Genomic DNA, 19295 nt, shown 5'->3' with positions numbered 1-19295 from the left:
AAGGCCAAGTGTTGAATAATGTTGAAACTCATGAAGAGGGCACCACATGCTAAGCCGTGTGTATTTAGGGTGCAACCTATTAAGGTTAAGTAACTTGTCTTGATATAAGCGTGGGTGGTAAGACTTTATATAGGTATTTTTATATAAACAAAAAAGGCTGCTAGACCCGACATCCAGCAGCCTTTTAGACAACACCAGCGGCAAACTGTATTGCCATAACTACCTAACGCACTCAGAGGCCTAAGTAGTGTCTCAAAGGTAAGCAATATGCTTTTGGAAAAGGGTGGCTTTTCGAAAAAAATACGGGTTCTAGTCCCTAAAGGAGTGAAAAACAACCTTTTTAAGTATAGCTACACCTCATTTTTTAAAAAATCGGACATAGTTCGGACAAAATAGCCTTATATGCTTAAACCCAAACAGGACCGCTTTTGCCTGGAATACATCAAAGACCAGAACGCCACTCAAGCGGCATTGCGTGCCGGCTACTCTGAAAAGACGGCTTACTCTCAAGGGCAGCGCCTGCTGAAGAATCCGGAAGTACAGCAACAGTTGGCAGCGCTCCGAAACCAGATCATGCAGGAATCAGGAGTAGAAGTAAAGAGCGTCGTGCAGGAGTTGGTAAAGATCGCCTTTACCAACGTCTCAGATGTGCTGCAGTCCTCTGATGGGCTGAAGGTAAAACCCTTTGAAGAGCTAACCCCGGCACAGCTGGCATCCATTGCCGAGATCTCCGAGACCATCAACAAGTACGGCACCACCCGCAAGGTAAAGATGCACTCAAAGCTTACAGCTCTGGACATGCTGATGAAGCACCTGGGCGGCTACATGACGTCTTCGGACCTGATTGATAAGCTACCACCTGAGCGTCTGGATCAGCTGATTAAAGAACTACTGGCCAAGGTGAAGAAATGAGAAGAAACCAAGGTGATACAAACAAGCGGGAAGTGCTGAAGCAGATACTTTCCGGGGCGCTGAGCGCTGACCAGGTAAAGGAGAAGCTGGAAGAGGTTAAGGGCTTTGACATCTATAAAGCGGTGGTAGAGTTTATGGGCGGCACCGATAACGAAGTGGTTAAAAACTTATTCCCTACTGGCACATGAAGGATAACAGAAGAGAACTATTAAAGCAGCTGCTGCAGGGCACAGAAGACCCTGAGGAGGTGGTTAAGAAGTTAAAGCGGGAAGCCTCGCAGTTTGAGATGGTGGGCGTAATGCTGCGCGCTGATGGCACTTATACCGTGGAGGGGCAAGATGGGCTTACCAAGGAGCAGATGGAGGCCGTGGTAGGAGATCGGGAGGTATTCCTCATCAAGATAAGAGAGAGCAAGGTTCCGCTGGCTTTCTGTGAAAGGGACGTGGTACTGTGATGGTAAACACTACTCAGCTAAGATCCCTGCTTAAGGACATGCTGCAGGGCAAGCCCGGCTCTCTTGAAGACCTGCAGCGCCTTGTATGCGGTCCTGAAGTAGATACCGACCTGCTCACTGCTCCAGAGCAACAGGTATACAAGAACTTTATGCTTAGGCATGAGGAGAGCAAGGGCTTTGAACACTTTACTGTGCCTGAACTAAAGCTGTTTATTCTTCTTCTTAGGAAGGCTAACGCAGAGGCCCCAGAGCGCGACATATTGAACCGGGCTGACCTTACCACATTAAGCGAGGAAGAGATAGACACAGCGCGCACCGTCTTGCTGCAACCATGGACTAAAGTAATGTCCAGACCATCCTGGTTGGTTAAATAAGGGGTGGGGTACTGAATCGGTTTCTCCCTTCGCCCAAACCAAAAGCAAACAGAACGGCCCGAGCAGGTTAAGTAACATCTAGGAGCCTGATTCCCTTTATATTAAGTATTTTTAATATAGCTAAATAGCAGGGCAGCAGGCCCTCTTTCAAGCTACTGGAACAGCCTTTTCATTCATTTTATCATACGGTTTAAGCAGGGCGTTTAAGGTCCTGCCTATCCTACCTACCTACCTACCTAAAACCAAACAAACCTAAACCAGTGATGACATACCTGTACGAAGAGGGCCTTATTGAAGGCTTAGAAGTCGATTATATGGGAGTCGACTTACCTGAAGAGACGGAAGAACCGGAAGAGGAGGCCGCAAAATTGCGGCAACTAACAGCAGAGCCGGTACCAGTGGAAACGGAGTGGCTACCCGCAGAGGGAGAGCTTAAGAGGCGGGAATTACCCCGGGGTTTCTTCCTGGGTTCGGTACGCTACCGGGCTTATGATGGGCAGCTCAAGCACGCCACGAAGGTTCTCTATGGCCAGCTGAAGGATGTCTATGAGTACAGGGCCGGTAGAATGGCCAGAGTAGGGAAAGACCAGACCATAACGCATTACATGCCGCTGCCCGGGGCGGTAATAGCACAGTAGCACAACCTAAACCAAGCCTAACAGTCTATTTTTCACCCTTAAATTTTTTACACCAATGAACACACAAGTAAAAGAGGGATTCAGAGTAGAGATCCCCACAGAGAAAATGGTCCTGCAGCGTGACGAGCGGGAAATTGCAAGGTTAGAGAAGAACCTGCCAGCTGTCACTGCCGCTTTTAACAAGGCACTGGCAGAGCTGGAGAAGCTGAACGTTGGAGAGTTCAGTATTGAGGAAGTAGTAAGCGCTATCAATGGTAACAAGCCATTGGAGCGACAGGTACGGGAGCGTATGGCCACAGGGCCTGTAACTGTTCAGGGTATGGTCTTCAGCCTGGAGAAGGTTAGGGAAATGATAGAAATCCCCAACGTGATACCTGCTAACCTGGCACTGGCTAATATCAGGAAAGTGATTGATGGCATTATCAGCAATGCAGGACAAAGCCTGCAGTACGTGCTGGTAGTTGGCAACTTTGAAATCAATGGCTTTACAGCCACTTTCAAACAGGAGGCCATAGAAAGGTTTGTGGATCATCACTCTGTTTATGCAGAGACAGATGAGGAAAAAGAGGCAGCTATCATCTTTGACGAAATATTCGAAAGGGTTGGATACCTGAGCGAGAGATACGGGCTACACGTTGTTTCTAAGTCTGTGATTAAGCAAAACGACTTAACAAGCGAGCTGACAAAGAACCCAAGCGTGCTTAAAAGCCACATGGTCACATTGGCAAAAAGCAAAAGGAGGTAGCCTGTGAAGCACGCAATCATTCAGAAGATCAGGAGCAGGGAGCCGGCAGCGGTTCCCTGTTTCATAATAGATCAATCCGGGGACCTGGTGCGCAATGTGGAGCAGAAAGAAGCGCTGGAGAAGCTGCAGCGGGACCGTCCGGAGTACTTCAAACATAGTAATAACACTATACACTGACAGAGATGGCAGACGAACAGAATAGAAGCGTAATGCTTCGGATCGATATTAACGAAGGAGAATACCGAAAGAAGATTATATCGCTGCAAAAGGACATCCTGCAAACGAAGAAGGAGGAGCAGCAATTAGCCAAAGCTATAAAGGAATCTGGGGAAGCCTCAGATGAGCAGATAGAGAAGCAGGTAGAACTGAAGGCCAAGCTAAAGGACCTGAACAAAGAGCAGCGCCTGGCACAGGCTACGCTGGAGGCAAAGACCAGAGCTGACAAAGCCGCTGCCGGATCCATGGAGCAGATGAGCCTGGCCCTTTCCGAAATGAAGAAGGAGTACCGCGCCCTGTCTAAGGAAGAGCGGGAATCTGAGCTTGGGAAGAAGATGCAGCAGGACATGAAAGCCCTCAATGATGAGCTGAAGGACCTGGAGCAGAGTTACGGGCAGTTTGGGCGCTCAGTAGGGGACTACACGGGCGGCATCCTGCAGGCTGTTGACGGTACCGGTTTACTGGCCACGATCACCGACAAGGCGACCCAGGCACAGCAGGCCTACCAGGCCACGCTGACCCTTACAAAGAATGCGCTGGGTGGCAATATCTCCATGCTCAAGGCCTTTAAGCTGGCTATGGCAGCTACAGGCATCGGGGCGGTTGTGCTGCTGCTGGGTGGGCTTGTTAGCTGGCTTACCAGGACACAGGAAGGGATTGATAAGGTAAACCAGGTAACCAAGTCCATTACCACGGTATTAGGCTTTCTTGGGGACCGGCTGTCTGATGTGGGGAAAGCAACCATTGACTGGTTTAAGGACATCCACGATTTAGGCGACTTCCTGGAGAAATTGGGCACTGAGATCATAGGCAACGTCACCACCAGGCTAAAAGGGTTCCTCACCATCTGGGAGGGCTTCAAGTCAGGCGACACCACCAAGATTCAGGACGGTATTGCGCAGGTTAGTCTGGGCATAGAGAACGCCACAGCCAAGGCGAAAGGCTTTGCTAAAGAGGTTGGGAACGTGGCAGTTGAAGCGGCCCGGATAGAGAAAGAGTTTCAGCGCATTGAGAAAGCAGAGATTGCCCTGAACAAGGAGCGCTCCAAGAGCAGGCGAGAGATAAAGGAGCTGAACTTTATAGTTGAAGACCAGACCAAGACAGAGAAGGAAAGAGCGGCCGCTGCTGAGAAGGCCCTGGCCATTGAGCAGGGCTTGCTGCAGAAGCAGATAAAGCTGCAGCAGGATAAGGTGGCAGCGATCAGGGCAGAGCAGAAACTGACCTATAACGGCAATGACGAAGACCGCGCACTGGCAGAGGCAGAGGCCGCGCTGGATGAGCTGCAGGAATCTTCTCTCGAGATGCAGACCACTATGAACAACAAGCTGAATCAGCTCAATAAGGAAGCGGTGGCTAAGCGTGTTGCCCTGGCAAAGGAACTCAGCGAAAAGGAGCAGGAAGAGCGGAAAAGGCGCATTGAGGATGAGAAAGCAGGACTGGAGCTGTTGGTGCTGCAGACAGCGGAGGGCAGCAAAGAGCGCCTGGAGGCTAAGCTGGAGCTGGCTAAAAAGGAGATGGAGATAGAGCTGTCAAACAAAGAGCTGACTGAAAGACAGAAGCAGGTAATACAGGCCCGCTTTGATCAGCAGGAACTCGCAGCCCGAAAAGAGTTTGCAGAGAAGCTGGTAGCCGTAGCCAAGGAAACGGCAGAGAAGGAAGCAGCGGCCCGTAAGCTCCATGCTGAGCAGATCCTGCAGGAGGCTCAGGCCAATGTAGAGCGCAACGTAGCCCAGCGGCAATATGAGGCAGACAGGAAAGCGGAGATAGCACAGGCAGAGTTTGAGACGGTCTCCATGCTGGCAGGATCCCTGGGAGATATTGCCCAGCTGATGGCAAACCAGTCAGAGGAGTCTGCAAACTTCCAGAAAGCCCTGGCCTTGTTCCAGATTGGTATTGCCAGCGCGGAAGCTATCACAAAAGGTATTGCAGCCTCACAGGACGTACCTTTTCCGGGTAACCTGGTAGCAATGGCCAGTACGATTGCAACCGTTACCGCTAACCTGTTACGGGCTAAGCAACTGCTTTCTAGTGGAGATGCACCACAGGCGCCACAGTTTTATGAAGGTGGTTACACTGGTGATGGTGCCCCTACAGCTGTCGCGGGTATCGTCCACAAAGGAGAATATGTACTTACTGCTAAGATGGTAAAGCAGAACCCGGAACTGGTCGAAAAACTGGAGAGAATGCGCACCCAGCGCGGGGTAACAGCCCATCGCATCGAGGCGGCAGGCTTACGCGGCTATGCTACAGGGGGTCTGGTAACCGGACCTACCTATCAGCTACCAGCGGCAACACGGGAGTTCCTGGCAGGCGCTCCAGCTCCAGCCATTGACTACGACAGGCTGGCCAGAGCCATGGCCAAGCTACCGGCCCCGGTAACCAGGATCAGCGACATTAAGGGCAGTCTGGCTAAAGATGTTAAGACAAACACTATTGCGAACCAATAAAGGGAACAGCAGAGGGCGAAAAGAATTAGCTGGCGACTTTAGACGCAAAGGAACAAGCTATTAAACAGGTCGGACCTGTTCCCCTCTGCCTCTTTTAAACTAAGACAATCAAGAGATGAGAAAGCTTATAGAATACTTTTACTCCAAAAAAAGTAAAAGTCAGACCCCAAACCCATTGGCACAAAAGAAGCATGTGGTAGTACTGACGGATCAGGAGTATAAAGCCATGCTAAGAGCAGCCATTAGGGGCGTACACGCTGGCATAGAAGGCATAGAGGTAGAACAGCTGAAGTGGGACGACATCAACCTGGTGTTTGATGTGCTGAAGCGTCAGGGGGTATCCACAGAGGGCGCACAGGAGGTTAATGAAAAAGGAAAACTGATTACAGCAATAACATTCATACCATGAAAAACGGGACGATAAAGAACAGCATAAAAAGCCCTATGGGTATTCCCCGCAGCGTGTGGGACATGTGGCAGCGATCAGGAAGGGCAGTGGCAGGAGCGCAGCCACCCAAGAGGCTAGTACTGTCTTCAGAGCAGGCAGAGGTTGTAGCAGCGGCCCTGTTGTATGCAGCCACCAGTAAAGACACCACACAGCAGGAGAGGACCACAGCAGAGCAGGTACTGGAGCAGCTAGACTTCAGCAAAAGCGACATACAGGCGCTTATGAAAGAACTAAGATAATGGTGTAACCTCAGGGGTGAGGATTTATGAGTCTAATAGGTTTGAGGCCCTCGCTTTTGGCGGGGGTTTCTTTTTCTCTTTTTATGTGCACAAAAAAAAGCCTCTCCGATCTGGAGAGGCTTTGCTTATTTCTTTTCGTTGTCCTTATCTATCGTCCTGCTATAGGCAAAAGCTCCAACTAAGCCTATTATGACAGTGCAAGCTATTAGTGCAGCTTGCTCCGGATGACCTAGATAAAACGCGTATGTGCAAAGGGCAACTATAATGCAGACACTAACGATTGCCATCCATTGCCCTCTTTTTTTAAGTGATGTCTCTCCTGCAACAAGATCTACCTCAGCTTGCGACACCAAGCGGTTAAGGTAGTGTCGCTCATTTTGCTCTTTCTCAGCCATTGCGACGATTCGCTCTGCAATTCCTGGCAGTACGTTCTCAAGGCTAGCCAACTCCTCCGCTGAAGGAATCGGGCCTGACTGAATCTTTTGCTGCGACAATAAAAAAGCCTGCCCGTTTGCTGGCTGGCTTTGATGTGGATTATGTTTTACAGGCGGTTGCTTACCCAATTTCTGCTGATCGTTTAATCTTGTTAAGTGCTCCTCTCATATCGGAGCCTACATTTTCCCAGTCTTTGCGAAGGCTTTCTCCATCTAAAACTCTCCCTAAGCCGCCTGTTCTGTTCACTCTCTCCAAGCGATTAAATAAGGCACCAGTGGACTTGGTTGAGCCATAAATATTCAATGCACTGGAGGCACCGTGGAGTATCGACTTAAGTCTATTTGCCTTTTTATGTATTGCCATATTTGAATCTTTACTCATACATCCTTCAACGCGAACACTTTTAAATAGATTCAAAAGCCGCACGAGAGGGCCATTCGTCTAATGGCATTGATGATGATTACTATATCAAACATAAAGACTAACAACAACAACTACAACTAAAGTCTATAGATAAATTTAGAGAGAGCCATAAAGACAAGGTACGAGATTAGCATTAAGGTTAGCGTCATGTAAAGCTTTGGAGCAGCCGAGTACTACAGCCTTACCTGTTCCCTCCCTCGGACGCAACAGCCTCAGAGCAGATCATCCTGATATATCCAGCGAAGCTAATCCCTTTCTTCTTTGCAATAGCCTTAAGCTTTTCGTGCAAGTCGGAATCCATCTGGAAGTTTACGGTAATCTTCTTTTGCTCTTCTGCAGCCATCATATATAGGTTTTTAGTGTTATACGTCACAAAGGTATAAACAACCATTAATTCACAATCAAAAATATAGTGAAAACATTGTGCAATTTTAAAACATGTTGTACTATTGTTGCGGTATACAATCAAAACACAATCAAATAAAGTGAAGGCATCTAACCCAAAAAACCTCTGCTCTACAGAAAACACCCTTTCTGGCAGAGCGAACCACCACAACAGCCAAGCCGGGCACGACATCCTTATCAGAAGCCACCACGCTAACGACGTGGGGCAGAACGCACAGGCAGGCCGGGACATCGGCACACAGGCTGGCAGAGACGCGAAAGCCTACAAGATCCACGGTGACCACAACAGGCACAACGTGCAAGGCGACCGGAATCACGTCATCATTAACAACTACAACACGCAGGGCTTTGAGCAGCTTCTCACAGCCTACACGGAACTACTGGAAAAGTACATCAAGCTATTAGAATTAAAAGCAGTATAACTATGAGCAAGAACAACAGACCCGAAAGTATCTTGTCCAACCTGTGCGGATCCACGAATGGCCAGGAGTTTATATTACAGCTATGGCAACACTAAAGGCAATTATCAATAAAACAGAACGCAAGACAGATTTTTCGCACCTGGTCATGATCCGCATCACGCAGAACAGGAAATCGTGCAACTGCGGTTTAGGCATCTATGTTCCGAAAAAAGACTGGAACACCCGGGGGCGGCTGGAGAATAAGGACTGGATAAAGCGCGGCAATGTTCTGAGCCAGGCCTACAACAGGGCTATTGAGGCTGCTATTCTGGGACTCAGGGAGACTGTGCTCTCCTTTGAGATGGCAGGGGCCTCCTATACTGCTGCCGATATAAAGGAGCGCTACAAGCTCCGGCTTACGGGCACCAATGACCAGGGAGAGCCAGATGATTTTATAGCCTTCTTCGCTGACCAGCTGGAGAAACGGGAGGCACTGATGAAGTCGGGCAACAGCTCCTACTCTTCCTTTAAGCGCCACCGCTCCGTGTTCCGAAAGCTCAAGGCTTACAGGCCGATGCTGCCTATCAGCAAGTTAACGGTTGGCTTCCTTGAGGAGTACCGTTCACACCTGTTCACAAAGTATGGTAATGCTCACAACTCAGCGGCAAAGGACTTGGCAGTGATCAGAACAGTATACAACATCGCCGAAAAGTATGGGTTAGCCAAGCCTGAAAAGAACCCTTTCCAGAACCTGAGCATCACCTATAAACGAACGCACAAGCAGGTGCTCACATCAGGCGAAATCCAGCGACTCAGGGAGTTACCGCTGGATTATTCCAGCAGGGTAAACCACATACGGAACCTATATCTGCTGCAGTTCTATGCCAGGGGCGCAAGGGTAGGTGACATGATGATGTTACGGTCAGAAAACGTTGACTTTGAGCGGGGCCGGATTATCTACGTCATGGAGAAGACCGGCAAGCTGATGTCCGTAAAGATAGAGGATGGACTTCGCTGGGTGCTGAGTCAGTACCTGCCAGTGAAAGCCACCGGGTTTCTTCTCCCGTTCCTGTCTGAGAAACTAGACCTGAGGGACCGGGAGGCAGTGCGCAGAGCCATAGAAGCCAGTACAGCTAGTATCAACAGGGAGTTAAAGAACATACTGGAGCGTCTGGGCATCACCAAGCACATCACTACCCACACAGCCCGGCATTCCTTCGCCAGTATGGCAGCGCGATCAGGAGCCAATGCCCTCGCTGTGCAGGGGATGATGGGGCACTCTTCCTTAAGAGAAACACAGATCTACATGCAGGAATTTCTAGACGAGGAACTAGATGCGCAGACTGCTGCAGTGCTCTCTGGAATATAGAATGAATTTCTAGCGTACCGTCCGAAATATTTCCGAATATAAAAAATAAGGCCCTGTACTGCGTGTACAGGGCCTTTTGTGCTGTAGGGGGAGGATTCGAACCTCCACGAAGTGGTTAGGCAAATATCTTCTATATAGGTCTTAAAAGTTGCTTTGTTCCAGAACCTCCACCCCCGAGATAGGAGGGCTTGTCTGCCAATTTCAACACCCTACAGTGTATGTTGATGTTTCAAATATAGAAGAAGGGTTTAATAATTGCAAATTTTTTAATAAATTTTATTTTTAGTTGGTTAATTAGCAATACAATTACCTATTCATTACCAAAAGCAATAAGAGTACTTCTTAAGCGAACACACCCTTTCCCTTAGCGCTTTAGCCATTCCTTATACGATCAGGCAGCTGGCAGAAAGGGAAGCATTCGGTGTCTCCAGCAAGGAGCAAGCGGGAGGTTAATGGAACAAAAAATGTTGCCCAAAGTATATCCTGCCCCACGGGCACCGTACAGCAGTCTGGCTCCCGCCCTATCCCAACTTGCTGGTCATGGCTTTCATTTTGGCTAAACCGGTCTGCGCTACCTGCAGGGCATCCTGGGCATAGTAGGTTTTGTTGAACACCTCCAGAGAAATGACCAGTGGCCGCCCGGGAGTGCGGATGCTTTGCAGAATGCGTGAAAGCGGGGCAACGCCATCCCCGGTAAACAAGCGGTCGGCATCCGTAATGGCTGCGGGAGAAAGGGTAGCCGGATAATCATTCACATGAAAGATCTCGATGCCGGCTTTGCCCACCAAGGGTAGGCTATCGAGGCTGGAGTTCCCCTTGTAGAGGTGATAAACGTCGAGAAGCAGGCGGGCAGCGGGATGGCCGCTTTCCGTTGCCACGTAGAGCACATCGCTTAAACGGCTCAGGTTTTGGGAGAAGCCCCACATCTCCAGGTGAGGCACCACCCCTGCCCTGTCCCCCAGTTCCAGGATCGCACGGTAGCGCTCGGCGGCCCGCTTCAGGTCGAGGCCTGGCTGTTGGGTAGCGCCCACGGGCGGCGCTGCCGTACGGCGGCAGCCGAGTTGGGCCAACTGGTCCATTTCGCGCTTTAGCTGCTCCACACCCTGCTTCCGGGTCGCCTCGTCGTCTACGATCCACTGCGCAAAGCCAATGGCATTCTCCACTGTCAGCCCCAGATCGTCCAGCCGCTTCCGTGCATCGGGGAGTGTACCGCCCCCATCGAGGTAGGCCTGCAGGGAGTCCATCCAGATCTCAACAGACCCGAACCCTGCCTTAGAGGCCACTTCCAGCTCCTTCACGAAACCCAGTTTGTGGCCTTTGATGGTGCTCATGTTCAGGCAATAGGTAAAGGCAGGAGCGGGCACTGCTTTATCTCTTGGCGCTGCTCCTACTATGGCAGGCAGCATAGCAGCACCAACAGAGGCTCCCATCACTTTCAGGGCATGGCGGCGGCTTGAGGAAGATGTGGTCATGGCAGAAATAGATGCTTTGAGATGGTTGATCTCTTAATGTAAGCATTTTTTGTTTAACCCATGCATCTTGCCCCTGCCAGAGCACTTAAAGGCTCACAAGGTCTACCTACTACGCACCTGAACGAGGACTTACAGGATTAAAAAGGATGAGCAGGATGTTTGATGGTAAAAGCTTGCCTGTACATATCCTTTTGTTTCATCGGGAATGCTGTTGTTCGGACAGCTCAGGGGAACGATTCGGACAGGTCACGACCTGTCCCTACAAAAGGTATTTATAAGGCAATATCCGGAAGAACGTCGCATCCGCGAAACCGTTGTAGCGCAAAAAACTCAACTACAGTGTTCCCAAACGACTATTTACGCTACCTTAGTAGGCGCTACCCCTTTTAGCTTTTTGAAGCTATTGCTGAAGGCGGCCAGGTCGGTGAAGTTCAGGGCATAGGCGATCTCACTCCAGCTGAGGCCTTGTTTTTTTAGCTCCAGGCTACTGGCTATCCGCCGCCTGGTGAGGTACTGGTAGGGGCTATCGCCAAAGCACTGTTTAAAGAGCCGGTAGAACCTGAACTCGGAGAGGCAGCAGCTTTCCGCCACCTGTTTGATAGTAGTGCCGGAGAAAAGGCTATCGTCGAGCATCTCCTTCCCGAGCAGTAGCCGGCGGAAGAGTTCTTTCCGGGTAGATAGCCTGGATGCTCGGAGGCGATAATAAGACCCGATCAGCGCTCTGTTATCCTGCACCAACAGGGTGATCAGCTCAAAGATCCACTCGATCGGGGGCCTGGCCAGCCCTTGTGAGGTTCCCGCAGAAATGAGACTGGCTAAGAGGGCTTGCAGCTGTTGGCCGGCCTCCGCCTCGCGTACAAACAATTCCGGCGTCAGGAGGTACCGGCTCACCTGGTGGTAATTGTCCGGCTCGTTTGGCTGCAGCCATTGCAACAGCACCTCGTTCACCAACTTTACATCTACATCCACGCACACGCTCCAGGTCGGCACACCGGGTATGGCTACGTCCAGGGAAGGTGCCGATTCATTCACAAGAAAGTACCTGCCCTCAGAAACATGGTAGCGTTTATCCTGCAGCAGGTAATTTTCCTGCCCTTGCGCCACGTATTTTATCCCGAGTCCTTTAGGCCGGATCTCGCCTTCCAGGGAGGTAAAGAAAGAGCTCATGATCCTGTTCTCGTCTGTCGTCTGCTGGTAGTGCTGGTAGCTTTTCTCGTCTACATGCACCACCTCACAACTGCTACTGTAAGCCTGGTCGCCTGCCCTTAAAAAAGGCCTGCTCTCCAACGTTTCCACCATTGTTAAGTTTGCTTGCGTCTAAACGTATCGTAATTAGTGCAGAAGATACTGCTTTCCCAAAAGCCCATGCTAGCTCCCTTTTTTATTTTCGCTTTGCGTGGTGCGGATCACCTTTGCGAGCTCCAGCAAATAATCATGCGTAGACCTTTTGAGCAGGCGCATGTCATCTGTGTTGAACTGTATGGCCAGGGCCAGGTCTAAATCAGGAAAATATTCGGCGTCCGTCAGGTAACCCGGAAACCAGCCGCTGTGCCCGTAGCCAAAGCCCGCCTCCCCTCCCGGCCGTATCTGCATGCCCAAGCCATACAAATGGTCTTTGCCGGTGTTCGCCTTTACCCCCTCGCGCATTGCGGCCCGCCTTTCAGGCGAAACAGCCTTCAGGTAATACAGGCCCTTGGCCCAGGCGGCCAGGTCTGCCGCACTGGAAACAAAGCCGCCTCCTGTCCACTCGAACTGCGGACTAAACACCAGCTTGCCATTCTTAGCCACGGCCCCGTGAAAGGGGAAGGGACTGGCCGGGGAGGAATAGCCCACCGCCAACCGATCGAACCGCTGCTTGACAGAGGGCTCCGTGTCCTTTAGCTTATAAGGGGCCAGCACATGGGTTTTGGCCAGGTCATACATGGTGCGGCCACTGAGCCGCTCCAGGATATAACCTAATAGCAGGTAATTGGTGTCGGCATAGCCCCAGCCTGCCCCCGCCACAAACAAAGGCTCCCGGTCAAACACATAGGAGAAGCTTTCTTTGGGCGTCCAGGTACGCGAGGGCACTTCTTTGAGCTTTTGCATGAAATCGCCCAGCTCATAATACTCTTCTATACCGGAGGTATGGTTCATGAGCATGCGCATGGTGATGGAGCGGGCATTCGGGATCCGGTCGAACCAGGGCACTACGCTGATGTGCTTCTCGATCTTATCATCCAAGTTAAACAAGCCCTGCTCGGCCAGCACCATGGCCACCGCGCTAAAAAGCGTTTTGCCATTGCTCCCCGAGAGCATGCGGTGGGTGGGTTTCATGGGGATATGCAGGGCCGAATCGGCCATACCAGAGGCCAGCAAAATCTCTTCGCCGTTCGGCAATACAGCCGCGAAGGTTACTCCCGGAAAGCCGTTCGCTCTCTGCAGCGAGTCCAGCTTTAACTGCAGGCGCCTGGCGATCAATGCCTTGGGGGCAGGGCCGGCTGCCACAGCCCTGGCTCCACTAGCAAGCAGTAGCAGGACCAGGCTCAGCAACAAATGTTTCATGGGTCGGGTTAGCACTATTTGGAATTGTTGGGGATTAATCGCTTAAGAGCAAGGCACTATTTGATGGCCTGGAAAAAGTGCTCCTGGTACTCCGACTGATCAGGCGAGCCATAGGTTACCTGCACCGAAGGCCTCGCACCCAGCGTAAAGAGCACGGAACTAAAGGTAAAGCCCAAGGCATCTTTGTTATAGGCCACGCATACCGGGAAGCGCGCATCGTCTTTGGAGCGCAAGGTCTCCTTCACCAGTTCCGGCGAAAGTCTTATCCCTGTGGTGGCCAGTCGCCGCTCGAGGGCTGCGTACCGGGTCTGGCTGTTCGTCATCGGCCCCTTGCCCGAAAGCACCCGCTCGTGGTAGGCTTCCATCCAGGGCTTCACGTCGTGGTTTACCAGGGAGTGGTTCGTGTGGTACACCAGTTTCTGATCGGCCACCGGGTTAAACTGCACCACCAGGTTTGCGGAGGCCTCGTAGTTGAACACCTCGTTACCGGCCCCGATGATATAGTTCTGGCCCGTTGCGTGCTTTACCTGCTTCACGAAGGCTAAGGCCGCCGCCCCCGACTTCTTGTTCAGCAAGCCCCTGGTCACGAAGGTCACCGGCAGCCCGTCTACACAGTTGTTCAGGTCCGTCAGCGCATTGATCACGACCCCAACCCCTTTGTTGTTCATGCCGACAAACCCGATGAAGCCGGCACAGCTCAGGACGTATTGTTCTGGGGTATCTGCGGTTTCCTGTATGTGCAGCAACACCTGATAACCATGCATAAAGGTATCGATGTCGACGTTCTGCGCCACATAAGCAGGGTGGTCATTTGTAGCCGCTACCCCCACAGCGCTACAGTGGTCTTTGTCTACAGAGCCATGCTCCAACCTGTCCAGATAGCCCCAGTATTCATCTATCAGCTGAAAGGCCAGCACGTCCTCCAGCTTTTGCCCCGAGCCAGCCGCCATGCCCTCTATCTCCTGCCACAGGTCTGGCGTCCACGTCAGGATGGCTTTCTTATAGTCGGAGGTGGCCAGAAAATCCGCAATCACCGCGTCCGGGTCTTTTTGGGTTTCTTTCCGGATGCTCTCCTTCCACTTGCCGTACACCTCCGCAATCGGCCCCTTCAGCGCCCGGCCATGCTGTAACCCCCTTTCGTAGGCATTCCCCTTCAGTACTACCACCGGCACTTTTTTGTCGACAGACGCAGGGAAACTAACATCCAGGGCAACCGCCTGCTGCAACAGGAGAAACAGGGTTAAAAGGAGGTACATTGATTTTTTCATAGTTAGAAGTTTTGTTTCGTAGTCTAAATCCTTGTCATATAGCTTCTAAGGAGCAAGGCTGCCCATCCAACACCGGCACACCCCACCACTATAAGCGCGGGACAAGCTCCTGCCATACTTGGTAATAAACAGCTTGTCCTACACTCAAAGTAACAACACTCGCCGCTGCCATCACTTGTAAAAAACTGCCTTTTTCAGCTCTGTTAGGAGAGAGTAATAAATCCTGGAAAGAAGGCTGCTTTTTTGTAGATCGATGGGAAATGGCTTATCCCGTTTCGCTGTGAGGCGTCGGGATACTTCCCCTTAATTGGCCCGGCTCTTCTCCTCTTCTGCACCACCCGTACGGCGGCGGGACGGCGCTGCCTGCGAACGGCCAAACTTGTAAGCAAAGCTCAGGGTTACTACCCGCGAATCGCGGCGCTGGTAGAAGTCCTCGGAATAGCCCGTTAGCACTGTTGTGGCCCTTACCTTGTTGGTAAAGAAGGCGTCCGTTACGTTCAGCTTCAGGTTGACTTTCTTGTCCCACAGTTGTTTCTGCACGCCGCCAGACAGGAAGCAGATCGGGTTCACGTCCAGAAAGCCGTAAATCTCCCTTGACCGGTACACGCCCACCACTTCGGCCGACCAGCCTTTGGTCAGGGTAAGTGTGTTGTTGGAGTTCAGGGTGAAGGTAGGTCTGCCGCTGTTTAGCTCTGTGTCGGCCACATTACCCTGGTACAGGCTGTAGTAGAACGTGCCGTTGTTAATGCTGTTAAACCAGCTGCCCACCGAGAAAGGCACCGTCACCGTCAGGCCATAGTAGTCCTGGGTCGTCAGGTTGCGGAAGGTCTGCATCACCAGTTTCTCCTGGTCTGGGTCCGGCGACAGTACGTTCAGGATTACATCCGAGGTATGGCTGTAGCTCAGCTTGGTTACAATGCGCTTGTCCAAGGTATGCGTCAGCTCGAAAGAGTAGGAAAGCTCTGGTTTCAGGAAAGGGTTACCGGCAGCATAAGTGCTGGGATCCAGAAAGTTCTTGAAGGGGTTCAGCTGGTTGTAGGAAGGCCTGTTGATGCGGCGGCTCAGCGACACGCCCAGCTCGTGCTTCTCGTTCAGGCTGTAGCCCACGAAGGCGCTCGGGAAAAGCTGTGTATACTTTCGGTCGAACCTGCTCTCCTCTCCTAGCTGCTCATTGGCCAGCTGCTCTCCTTTCGCAATCGTGTTCTCCACGCGCAGGCCTAGCTGCAGGCTCAGGTTCTCCCACTTTTTAGAGGTGTTCAGGTAAGCTGCGTTAATGTTCTCCTCATACATAAAGTGGTTGCTTTTGTCTTCATCCAGCACGTTGCCCCCATTGCTGCGGTCGTAGAAGGCAAGGTCGTTGTCGGCGTTTACGAGGCTGCTTTTCACACCCGCTTCCAGCGAGGCCCCGATGGCCTGTAAAGGCTGCACATAGTCTACTTTGGCTGATTTGATCGTTAGCTCCCCGTCCAGGTTGCCGTGCAGGAGGTAAGGCATTCTTAGCTGCTCATTGTCTAAGTTGTAGAACCTGGTGGTAAAGTCCTGGATGTCCTCGTTCTGGTAAGTGACATAGTCGATGTCGGCCGTCACTTCTCTTCCGAGGCTGTCGAGGCTGTGCTTCAGGTTAAAGTTCAGGGCCCCGTTGTTGCGCCCGTGCCCCACCACGGCCTCCGTCAGGAACAGCGATTCCGGCTGCCTCTGCCCATTCAGTACCACAGACCTGTTGGCATTGTCGCGGTCCAAGTCCGACATAAAGCCATTGGCAATGACCCCTACCACGGTTTTGGGAGAAAGGTAGTAGTCCAGGCCCAGGCGGGCCGTGTGATAGTTGCTGGTAAAGTTGAAGCTATTTTGCTGATCGTAGGCCCCCACGTACTCGCCCTGCTCAAAGAACTCGCGGTAAATATCGAGGTCTGTAAAGCTTTTGCGGTAGGAGTAGTTATAGCCCCCAAAGAGGTTAAACTTGCCTGCCCGGTGGTTTACCTGTATCCCCTGGTCGGCCTTGCCATACCGGCCCTGCCCGAAGGAGGCGGTATAGGTACCGTTCGTGCCCTGGCTCTTGTCTCTTTTAAGTTTGATGTTGATGATGCCGGCATTACCGGCGGCATCATACTTGGAAGAAGGGTTGGTGATCAGCTCGATCTTATCCACGGAGTTGGCAGACATGCCGCGCAGCATGTTGGCCAGTTCGGTACCCGACATCTGCACCTGCTTCCCGTCTATCATCACCATTACGCCGGGGCGGCCCCGCATGCTGATGTTGTCATTCTGGTCTACCACGATACCCGGCGCTTTCTCCAGCACCTCCAGGGCGGTGTTGCCGGCAGACACAATGCTGTTGTCTACGTTTAGGATCGTCTTGTCGAACTGCTGCTCGATGAGCGGTCGCTGCCCTTCAATCACCACTTCCTGCAGGTTATGGCTCGCCTGCCGTAGTACCAAGGGCTCCAGCCTGATGACCTCATTGCTGCCCGTGATGCTTACCTCCGGGCTTCCGGCTTTCCCCAGCCCCAGCATGTTGGCAATAACCTTATACTTACCAGCCGACAGCCCTTCGAAGGTGTAGGTGCCGGCTCCTTCGGTTAACACGCCTTTCACCAGCGAAGAGTCGGCCGACTTTACGAGCAGCACATTGGCATACTCCACGGCTTTATTTTCTGCGTCCGTCACCTTGCCCGAGATGCTGCTCTGCTGGGCCTGCAGGCTTGTAAAAGCGAAAAGCAAAAGTGGTAGAATTAATCTTTTCATAGTTTATAGCTTTTGTTCGGTAGTGGTTGTTTTAGCATGTTGGGTGCTGTGTTGCCCCCTACAGTGTATTCCATTTTGTCTATGCTTATGGAAAGCGCTATGCCAAGATATATGCCACTTTTATAATCGCTTTTATATCAGCATATTAAACACAAAAGCTAAAACTAGTTGAAGTTAGGAAGCTGTCTAAGACGTCCGAATCTGGACAGTAAAATGTCTGATTTCGAACATCACCACTATTTCCTGTCAGCTAAATTTTCGCAGGACCTCCGGATGCTGCGAGGCCCCTACTGTTTTCTCCTTCAATTCAGCCCGGAGGCGCTAAGCTCCCCCAAACATGCGGCCCACATGCAGATATATGGCCGAAACGGGAAGCACAGAGAATGGAATTAAACAAGAGCGACGAACCGACGATTGTGTTGATAGGGGCAACCGGGGCATTGAAAGGGGCGCGAAACTGGAACCGCTCGATAATGACCGCTATCCCGATATCCAGTGGACATTCGTGCGGGAAGTACTCGCATCAAGGTTAAAAACGAAATAACAGCAAAGCACTCTCCTCATCAGCTTCAAGGGAAGGCAACAGAGCGGTTCAAGTGCAGGTTTGTACTTGCAGCTAGCTTTTACTTGCTGTTTCTTTTTACTGCCGTTGGGATTCCAAGCGCTTATAATTGCGAGGGCAAAGCCTGCATGTAAGATGCTCCAACGGGTACGTCATGCCCCTTGATACGCACCTGGTGGCGCTCTATCTTCTCGATCTTGTCTTTGGCGACGATATAGGAGCGGTGTACCCGCATGAACTGCTCAGATGGCAGGAGCTCGCACACTTCCCCGATCGTCATGCGGGTCAGCAGCTTTTTGTCGTCCAGCACAAAGGTCACATAATTGCCAGCTGCCTCCAGGTACAGGATCTCCTCGTAGTGCACCTTTACCTGCTCGTAACCGGTTTTCAGGAAAAGGTAGTCTTTGGGGGCTACCGCCTGGCTACGCAATTGCAGTAGCTCCTGCGCCTTGTTGCAGGCCTTTACGAAGCGGGCCAGTGAGAAAGGCTTTAGCAGGTAATCAATGGCGTCCAGCTCGAAACTGGTGACGGCGTGCTCGGTATAAGCAGTAGTAAAAATCACCAACGGTCTTTTCTGCAGGCTGGTCACAAACTCCAGCCCTGTAATGTCCGGCATCTTAATATCCAGAAAAAGCAGGTCTACCGGCTCGTTCTGCAGGTACTCCAGCGCCTTAAAGGCATCCGTAAAGCAGGCTACCAGCTCCAGGAAAGGCACCTTCGCCGCATGGGAACGCACCACTTCCAGCGCCATCGGTTCATCGTCTATTGCTATCGCTTTCATGTATTTCGGTTTTCTGTCTCCTATGCTAAGCCCGGGAACTTAGACGTTTTCCTTTGTCTTGTCTAAGCTGGCGTAGGTGCTGTTTATCCTAGTAGATTACCTTAGTCCTTTTTTATTGTTCAAGTCTTTGCGCTCCAGGTCTGGGGTAGGAGGCCTTCTGAAGCGAGGGCACGTTTTCCCGCGCAGCGCTGTGCCGTCTTCCTTTGCTCGCTTCGCATTGCAATGCTGCCTAAAGGCAACACCGGAACCTGTCAAATAGAGGGTCCCTCCCCCGGCTGATCGCAGAAAAACTGGTAAGTTTTTTCTGCGATCAGCCGAGCTTTCTCTGTTATCACTACCTACTGTGTCATCTCAAACATCGTGAGAGTTCTAAAGAGGATGCTCTAGAGGTCTCTCGCAGCTTCGCGGGCTCTTTTT

At 51.5% G+C, this 19295-nt stretch carries 21 protein-coding genes; 12 read left to right on the top strand and 9 right to left on the bottom strand.

Features of this window, described 5'->3' with window-relative positions; translation table 11 throughout:
• Positions 1-402: 402 nt before the first annotated feature.
• From CHB92_RS06365 to CHB92_RS06325, 10 genes are all read left to right on the top strand, one after another.
• Complete coding sequence (locus CHB92_RS06365) at positions 403-912, top strand: terminase small subunit (RefSeq protein WP_089318352.1); 510 nt, start codon at positions 403-405, stop codon at positions 910-912.
• A complete protein-coding gene (locus CHB92_RS06360) occupies positions 909-1100 on the top strand; it encodes a hypothetical protein (RefSeq protein WP_089318351.1) in 192 nt (63 codons plus the stop codon). The genes CHB92_RS06365 and CHB92_RS06360 overlap by 4 nt, the downstream gene beginning before the upstream one ends.
• Positions 1097-1366, top strand: a complete 270-nt coding sequence (locus CHB92_RS06355; protein ID WP_089318350.1) for a hypothetical protein — start codon at positions 1097-1099, stop codon at positions 1364-1366. The genes CHB92_RS06360 and CHB92_RS06355 overlap by 4 nt, the downstream gene beginning before the upstream one ends.
• Positions 1366-1740, top strand: coding sequence for a hypothetical protein (locus CHB92_RS06350; RefSeq protein ID WP_089318349.1), 375 nt, complete (start codon positions 1366-1368; stop codon positions 1738-1740). Before CHB92_RS06355 ends, CHB92_RS06350 begins: the two co-directional genes overlap by 1 nt.
• 260 nt (positions 1741-2000) lie before the next feature.
• Positions 2001-2378, top strand: a complete 378-nt coding sequence (locus CHB92_RS06345; RefSeq protein WP_144266278.1) for a hypothetical protein — start codon at positions 2001-2003, stop codon at positions 2376-2378.
• A 55-nt stretch (positions 2379-2433) separates the two neighbouring features.
• Positions 2434-3123 carry a hypothetical protein gene (locus CHB92_RS06340; RefSeq protein ID WP_089318347.1) on the top strand — a complete coding sequence of 230 codons (690 nt, stop codon included), beginning with the start codon at positions 2434-2436 and terminating at the stop codon, positions 3121-3123.
• 3 nt (positions 3124-3126) lie between these two features.
• Positions 3127-3300, top strand: coding sequence for a hypothetical protein (locus CHB92_RS25755; protein ID WP_179222973.1), 174 nt, complete (start codon positions 3127-3129; stop codon positions 3298-3300).
• 5 nt (positions 3301-3305) lie between these two features.
• Positions 3306-5786 carry a hypothetical protein gene (locus CHB92_RS06335; protein WP_089318346.1) on the top strand — a complete coding sequence of 827 codons (2481 nt, stop codon included), beginning with the start codon at positions 3306-3308 and terminating at the stop codon, positions 5784-5786.
• Positions 5787-5901: 115 nt separating this feature from the next.
• Positions 5902-6195 (top strand): hypothetical protein, encoded by a 294-nt coding sequence (locus CHB92_RS06330; protein WP_089318345.1) that lies wholly within the window; start codon positions 5902-5904, stop codon positions 6193-6195.
• On the top strand, positions 6192-6473 hold the full coding sequence (locus CHB92_RS06325) for a hypothetical protein (protein ID WP_089318344.1): 282 nt from the start codon (positions 6192-6194) through the stop codon (positions 6471-6473). Before CHB92_RS06330 ends, CHB92_RS06325 begins: the two co-directional genes overlap by 4 nt.
• Before the next feature lie 125 nt (positions 6474-6598).
• Here CHB92_RS06325 and CHB92_RS06320 read toward each other — a convergent pair whose 3' ends face one another.
• From CHB92_RS06320 to CHB92_RS25750, 3 genes are all read right to left on the bottom strand, one after another.
• Complete coding sequence (locus CHB92_RS06320; protein WP_089318343.1) at positions 6599-7036, bottom strand: DUF2335 domain-containing protein; 438 nt, start codon at positions 7034-7036, stop codon at positions 6599-6601.
• Complete coding sequence (locus CHB92_RS06315; RefSeq protein ID WP_106219071.1) at positions 7029-7289, bottom strand: hypothetical protein; 261 nt, start codon at positions 7287-7289, stop codon at positions 7029-7031. Before CHB92_RS06315 ends, CHB92_RS06320 begins: the two co-directional genes overlap by 8 nt.
• Before the next feature lie 223 nt (positions 7290-7512).
• A complete protein-coding gene (locus tag CHB92_RS25750; RefSeq protein ID WP_179222972.1) occupies positions 7513-7677 on the bottom strand; it encodes a CopG family antitoxin in 165 nt (54 codons plus the stop codon).
• Between the two features lie 139 nt (positions 7678-7816).
• Here CHB92_RS25750 and CHB92_RS06310 point away from each other — a divergent pair, with 139 nt between their 5' ends.
• Positions 7817-8158 carry a hypothetical protein gene (locus CHB92_RS06310; protein ID WP_089318341.1) on the top strand — a complete coding sequence of 114 codons (342 nt, stop codon included), beginning with the start codon at positions 7817-7819 and terminating at the stop codon, positions 8156-8158.
• A gap of 82 nt (positions 8159-8240) precedes the next feature.
• On the top strand, positions 8241-9506 hold the full coding sequence (locus tag CHB92_RS06305; RefSeq protein WP_089318340.1) for a site-specific integrase: 1266 nt from the start codon (positions 8241-8243) through the stop codon (positions 9504-9506).
• 521 nt (positions 9507-10027) lie between these two features.
• Here the strand turns inward: CHB92_RS06305 and CHB92_RS06300 are convergent.
• From CHB92_RS06300 to CHB92_RS06270, 6 genes are all read right to left on the bottom strand, one after another.
• Positions 10028-10978, bottom strand: a complete 951-nt coding sequence (locus tag CHB92_RS06300) for a sugar phosphate isomerase/epimerase family protein (RefSeq protein WP_089318339.1) — start codon at positions 10976-10978, stop codon at positions 10028-10030.
• A gap of 357 nt (positions 10979-11335) precedes the next feature.
• Positions 11336-12277 (bottom strand): AraC family transcriptional regulator, encoded by a 942-nt coding sequence (locus CHB92_RS06295; protein ID WP_089318338.1) that lies wholly within the window; start codon positions 12275-12277, stop codon positions 11336-11338.
• Positions 12278-12346: 69 nt separating this feature from the next.
• On the bottom strand, positions 12347-13522 hold the full coding sequence (locus tag CHB92_RS06290; protein ID WP_089318337.1) for a serine hydrolase domain-containing protein: 1176 nt from the start codon (positions 13520-13522) through the stop codon (positions 12347-12349).
• Between the two features lie 56 nt (positions 13523-13578).
• Entirely contained in the window at positions 13579-14790 is a 1212-nt protein-coding gene (locus tag CHB92_RS06285) for a C45 family autoproteolytic acyltransferase/hydolase (RefSeq protein WP_089318336.1), read from the bottom strand.
• 303 nt (positions 14791-15093) lie between these two features.
• Positions 15094-17535 (bottom strand): outer membrane beta-barrel family protein, encoded by a 2442-nt coding sequence (locus CHB92_RS06280; protein WP_089318335.1) that lies wholly within the window; start codon positions 17533-17535, stop codon positions 15094-15096.
• A 665-nt stretch (positions 17536-18200) separates the two neighbouring features.
• A complete protein-coding gene (locus CHB92_RS06270) occupies positions 18201-18878 on the bottom strand; it encodes a LytR/AlgR family response regulator transcription factor (protein ID WP_089318333.1) in 678 nt (225 codons plus the stop codon).
• Between the last annotated feature and the right edge of the window lie 417 nt (positions 18879-19295).

The sequence above is a fragment of the Pontibacter ummariensis genome (genome assembly GCF_900188175.1).
Lineage (GTDB): Bacteria > Bacteroidota > Bacteroidia > Cytophagales > Hymenobacteraceae > Pontibacter > Pontibacter ummariensis.
This window is presented reverse-complemented; position numbering and strand designations above follow the sequence as displayed.

What these genes read in the sequence shown, in the direction of transcription:
- CHB92_RS06365 (WP_089318352.1), top strand. Translation starts at nt 403, where the DNA reads ATGCTTAAACCCAAACAGGACCGCTTTTGCCTGGAATACATCAAAGAC.
- CHB92_RS06360 (WP_089318351.1), top strand. Translation starts at nt 909, where the DNA reads ATGAGAAGAAACCAAGGTGATACAAACAAGCGGGAAGTGCTGAAGCAG.
- CHB92_RS06355 (WP_089318350.1), top strand. Translation starts at nt 1,097, where the DNA reads ATGAAGGATAACAGAAGAGAACTATTAAAGCAGCTGCTGCAGGGCACA.
- CHB92_RS06350 (WP_089318349.1), top strand. Translation starts at nt 1,366, where the DNA reads ATGGTAAACACTACTCAGCTAAGATCCCTGCTTAAGGACATGCTGCAG.
- CHB92_RS06340 (WP_089318347.1), top strand. Translation starts at nt 2,434, where the DNA reads ATGAACACACAAGTAAAAGAGGGATTCAGAGTAGAGATCCCCACAGAG.
- CHB92_RS06335 (WP_089318346.1), top strand. Translation starts at nt 3,306, where the DNA reads ATGGCAGACGAACAGAATAGAAGCGTAATGCTTCGGATCGATATTAAC.
- CHB92_RS06330 (WP_089318345.1), top strand. Translation starts at nt 5,902, where the DNA reads ATGAGAAAGCTTATAGAATACTTTTACTCCAAAAAAAGTAAAAGTCAG.
- CHB92_RS06325 (WP_089318344.1), top strand. Translation starts at nt 6,192, where the DNA reads ATGAAAAACGGGACGATAAAGAACAGCATAAAAAGCCCTATGGGTATT.
- CHB92_RS06315 (WP_106219071.1), bottom strand. Translation starts at nt 7,289, where the DNA reads ATGAGTAAAGATTCAAATATGGCAATACATAAAAAGGCAAATAGACTT.
- CHB92_RS25750 (WP_179222972.1), bottom strand. Translation starts at nt 7,677, where the DNA reads ATGATGGCTGCAGAAGAGCAAAAGAAGATTACCGTAAACTTCCAGATG.
- CHB92_RS06305 (WP_089318340.1), top strand. Translation starts at nt 8,241, where the DNA reads ATGGCAACACTAAAGGCAATTATCAATAAAACAGAACGCAAGACAGAT.
- CHB92_RS06300 (WP_089318339.1), bottom strand. Translation starts at nt 10,978, where the DNA reads ATGACCACATCTTCCTCAAGCCGCCGCCATGCCCTGAAAGTGATGGGA.
- CHB92_RS06295 (WP_089318338.1), bottom strand. Translation starts at nt 12,277, where the DNA reads ATGGTGGAAACGTTGGAGAGCAGGCCTTTTTTAAGGGCAGGCGACCAG.
- CHB92_RS06290 (WP_089318337.1), bottom strand. Translation starts at nt 13,522, where the DNA reads ATGAAACATTTGTTGCTGAGCCTGGTCCTGCTACTGCTTGCTAGTGGA.
- CHB92_RS06285 (WP_089318336.1), bottom strand. Translation starts at nt 14,790, where the DNA reads ATGAAAAAATCAATGTACCTCCTTTTAACCCTGTTTCTCCTGTTGCAG.
- CHB92_RS06280 (WP_089318335.1), bottom strand. Translation starts at nt 17,535, where the DNA reads ATGAAAAGATTAATTCTACCACTTTTGCTTTTCGCTTTTACAAGCCTG.
- CHB92_RS06270 (WP_089318333.1), bottom strand. Translation starts at nt 18,878, where the DNA reads ATGAAAGCGATAGCAATAGACGATGAACCGATGGCGCTGGAAGTGGTG.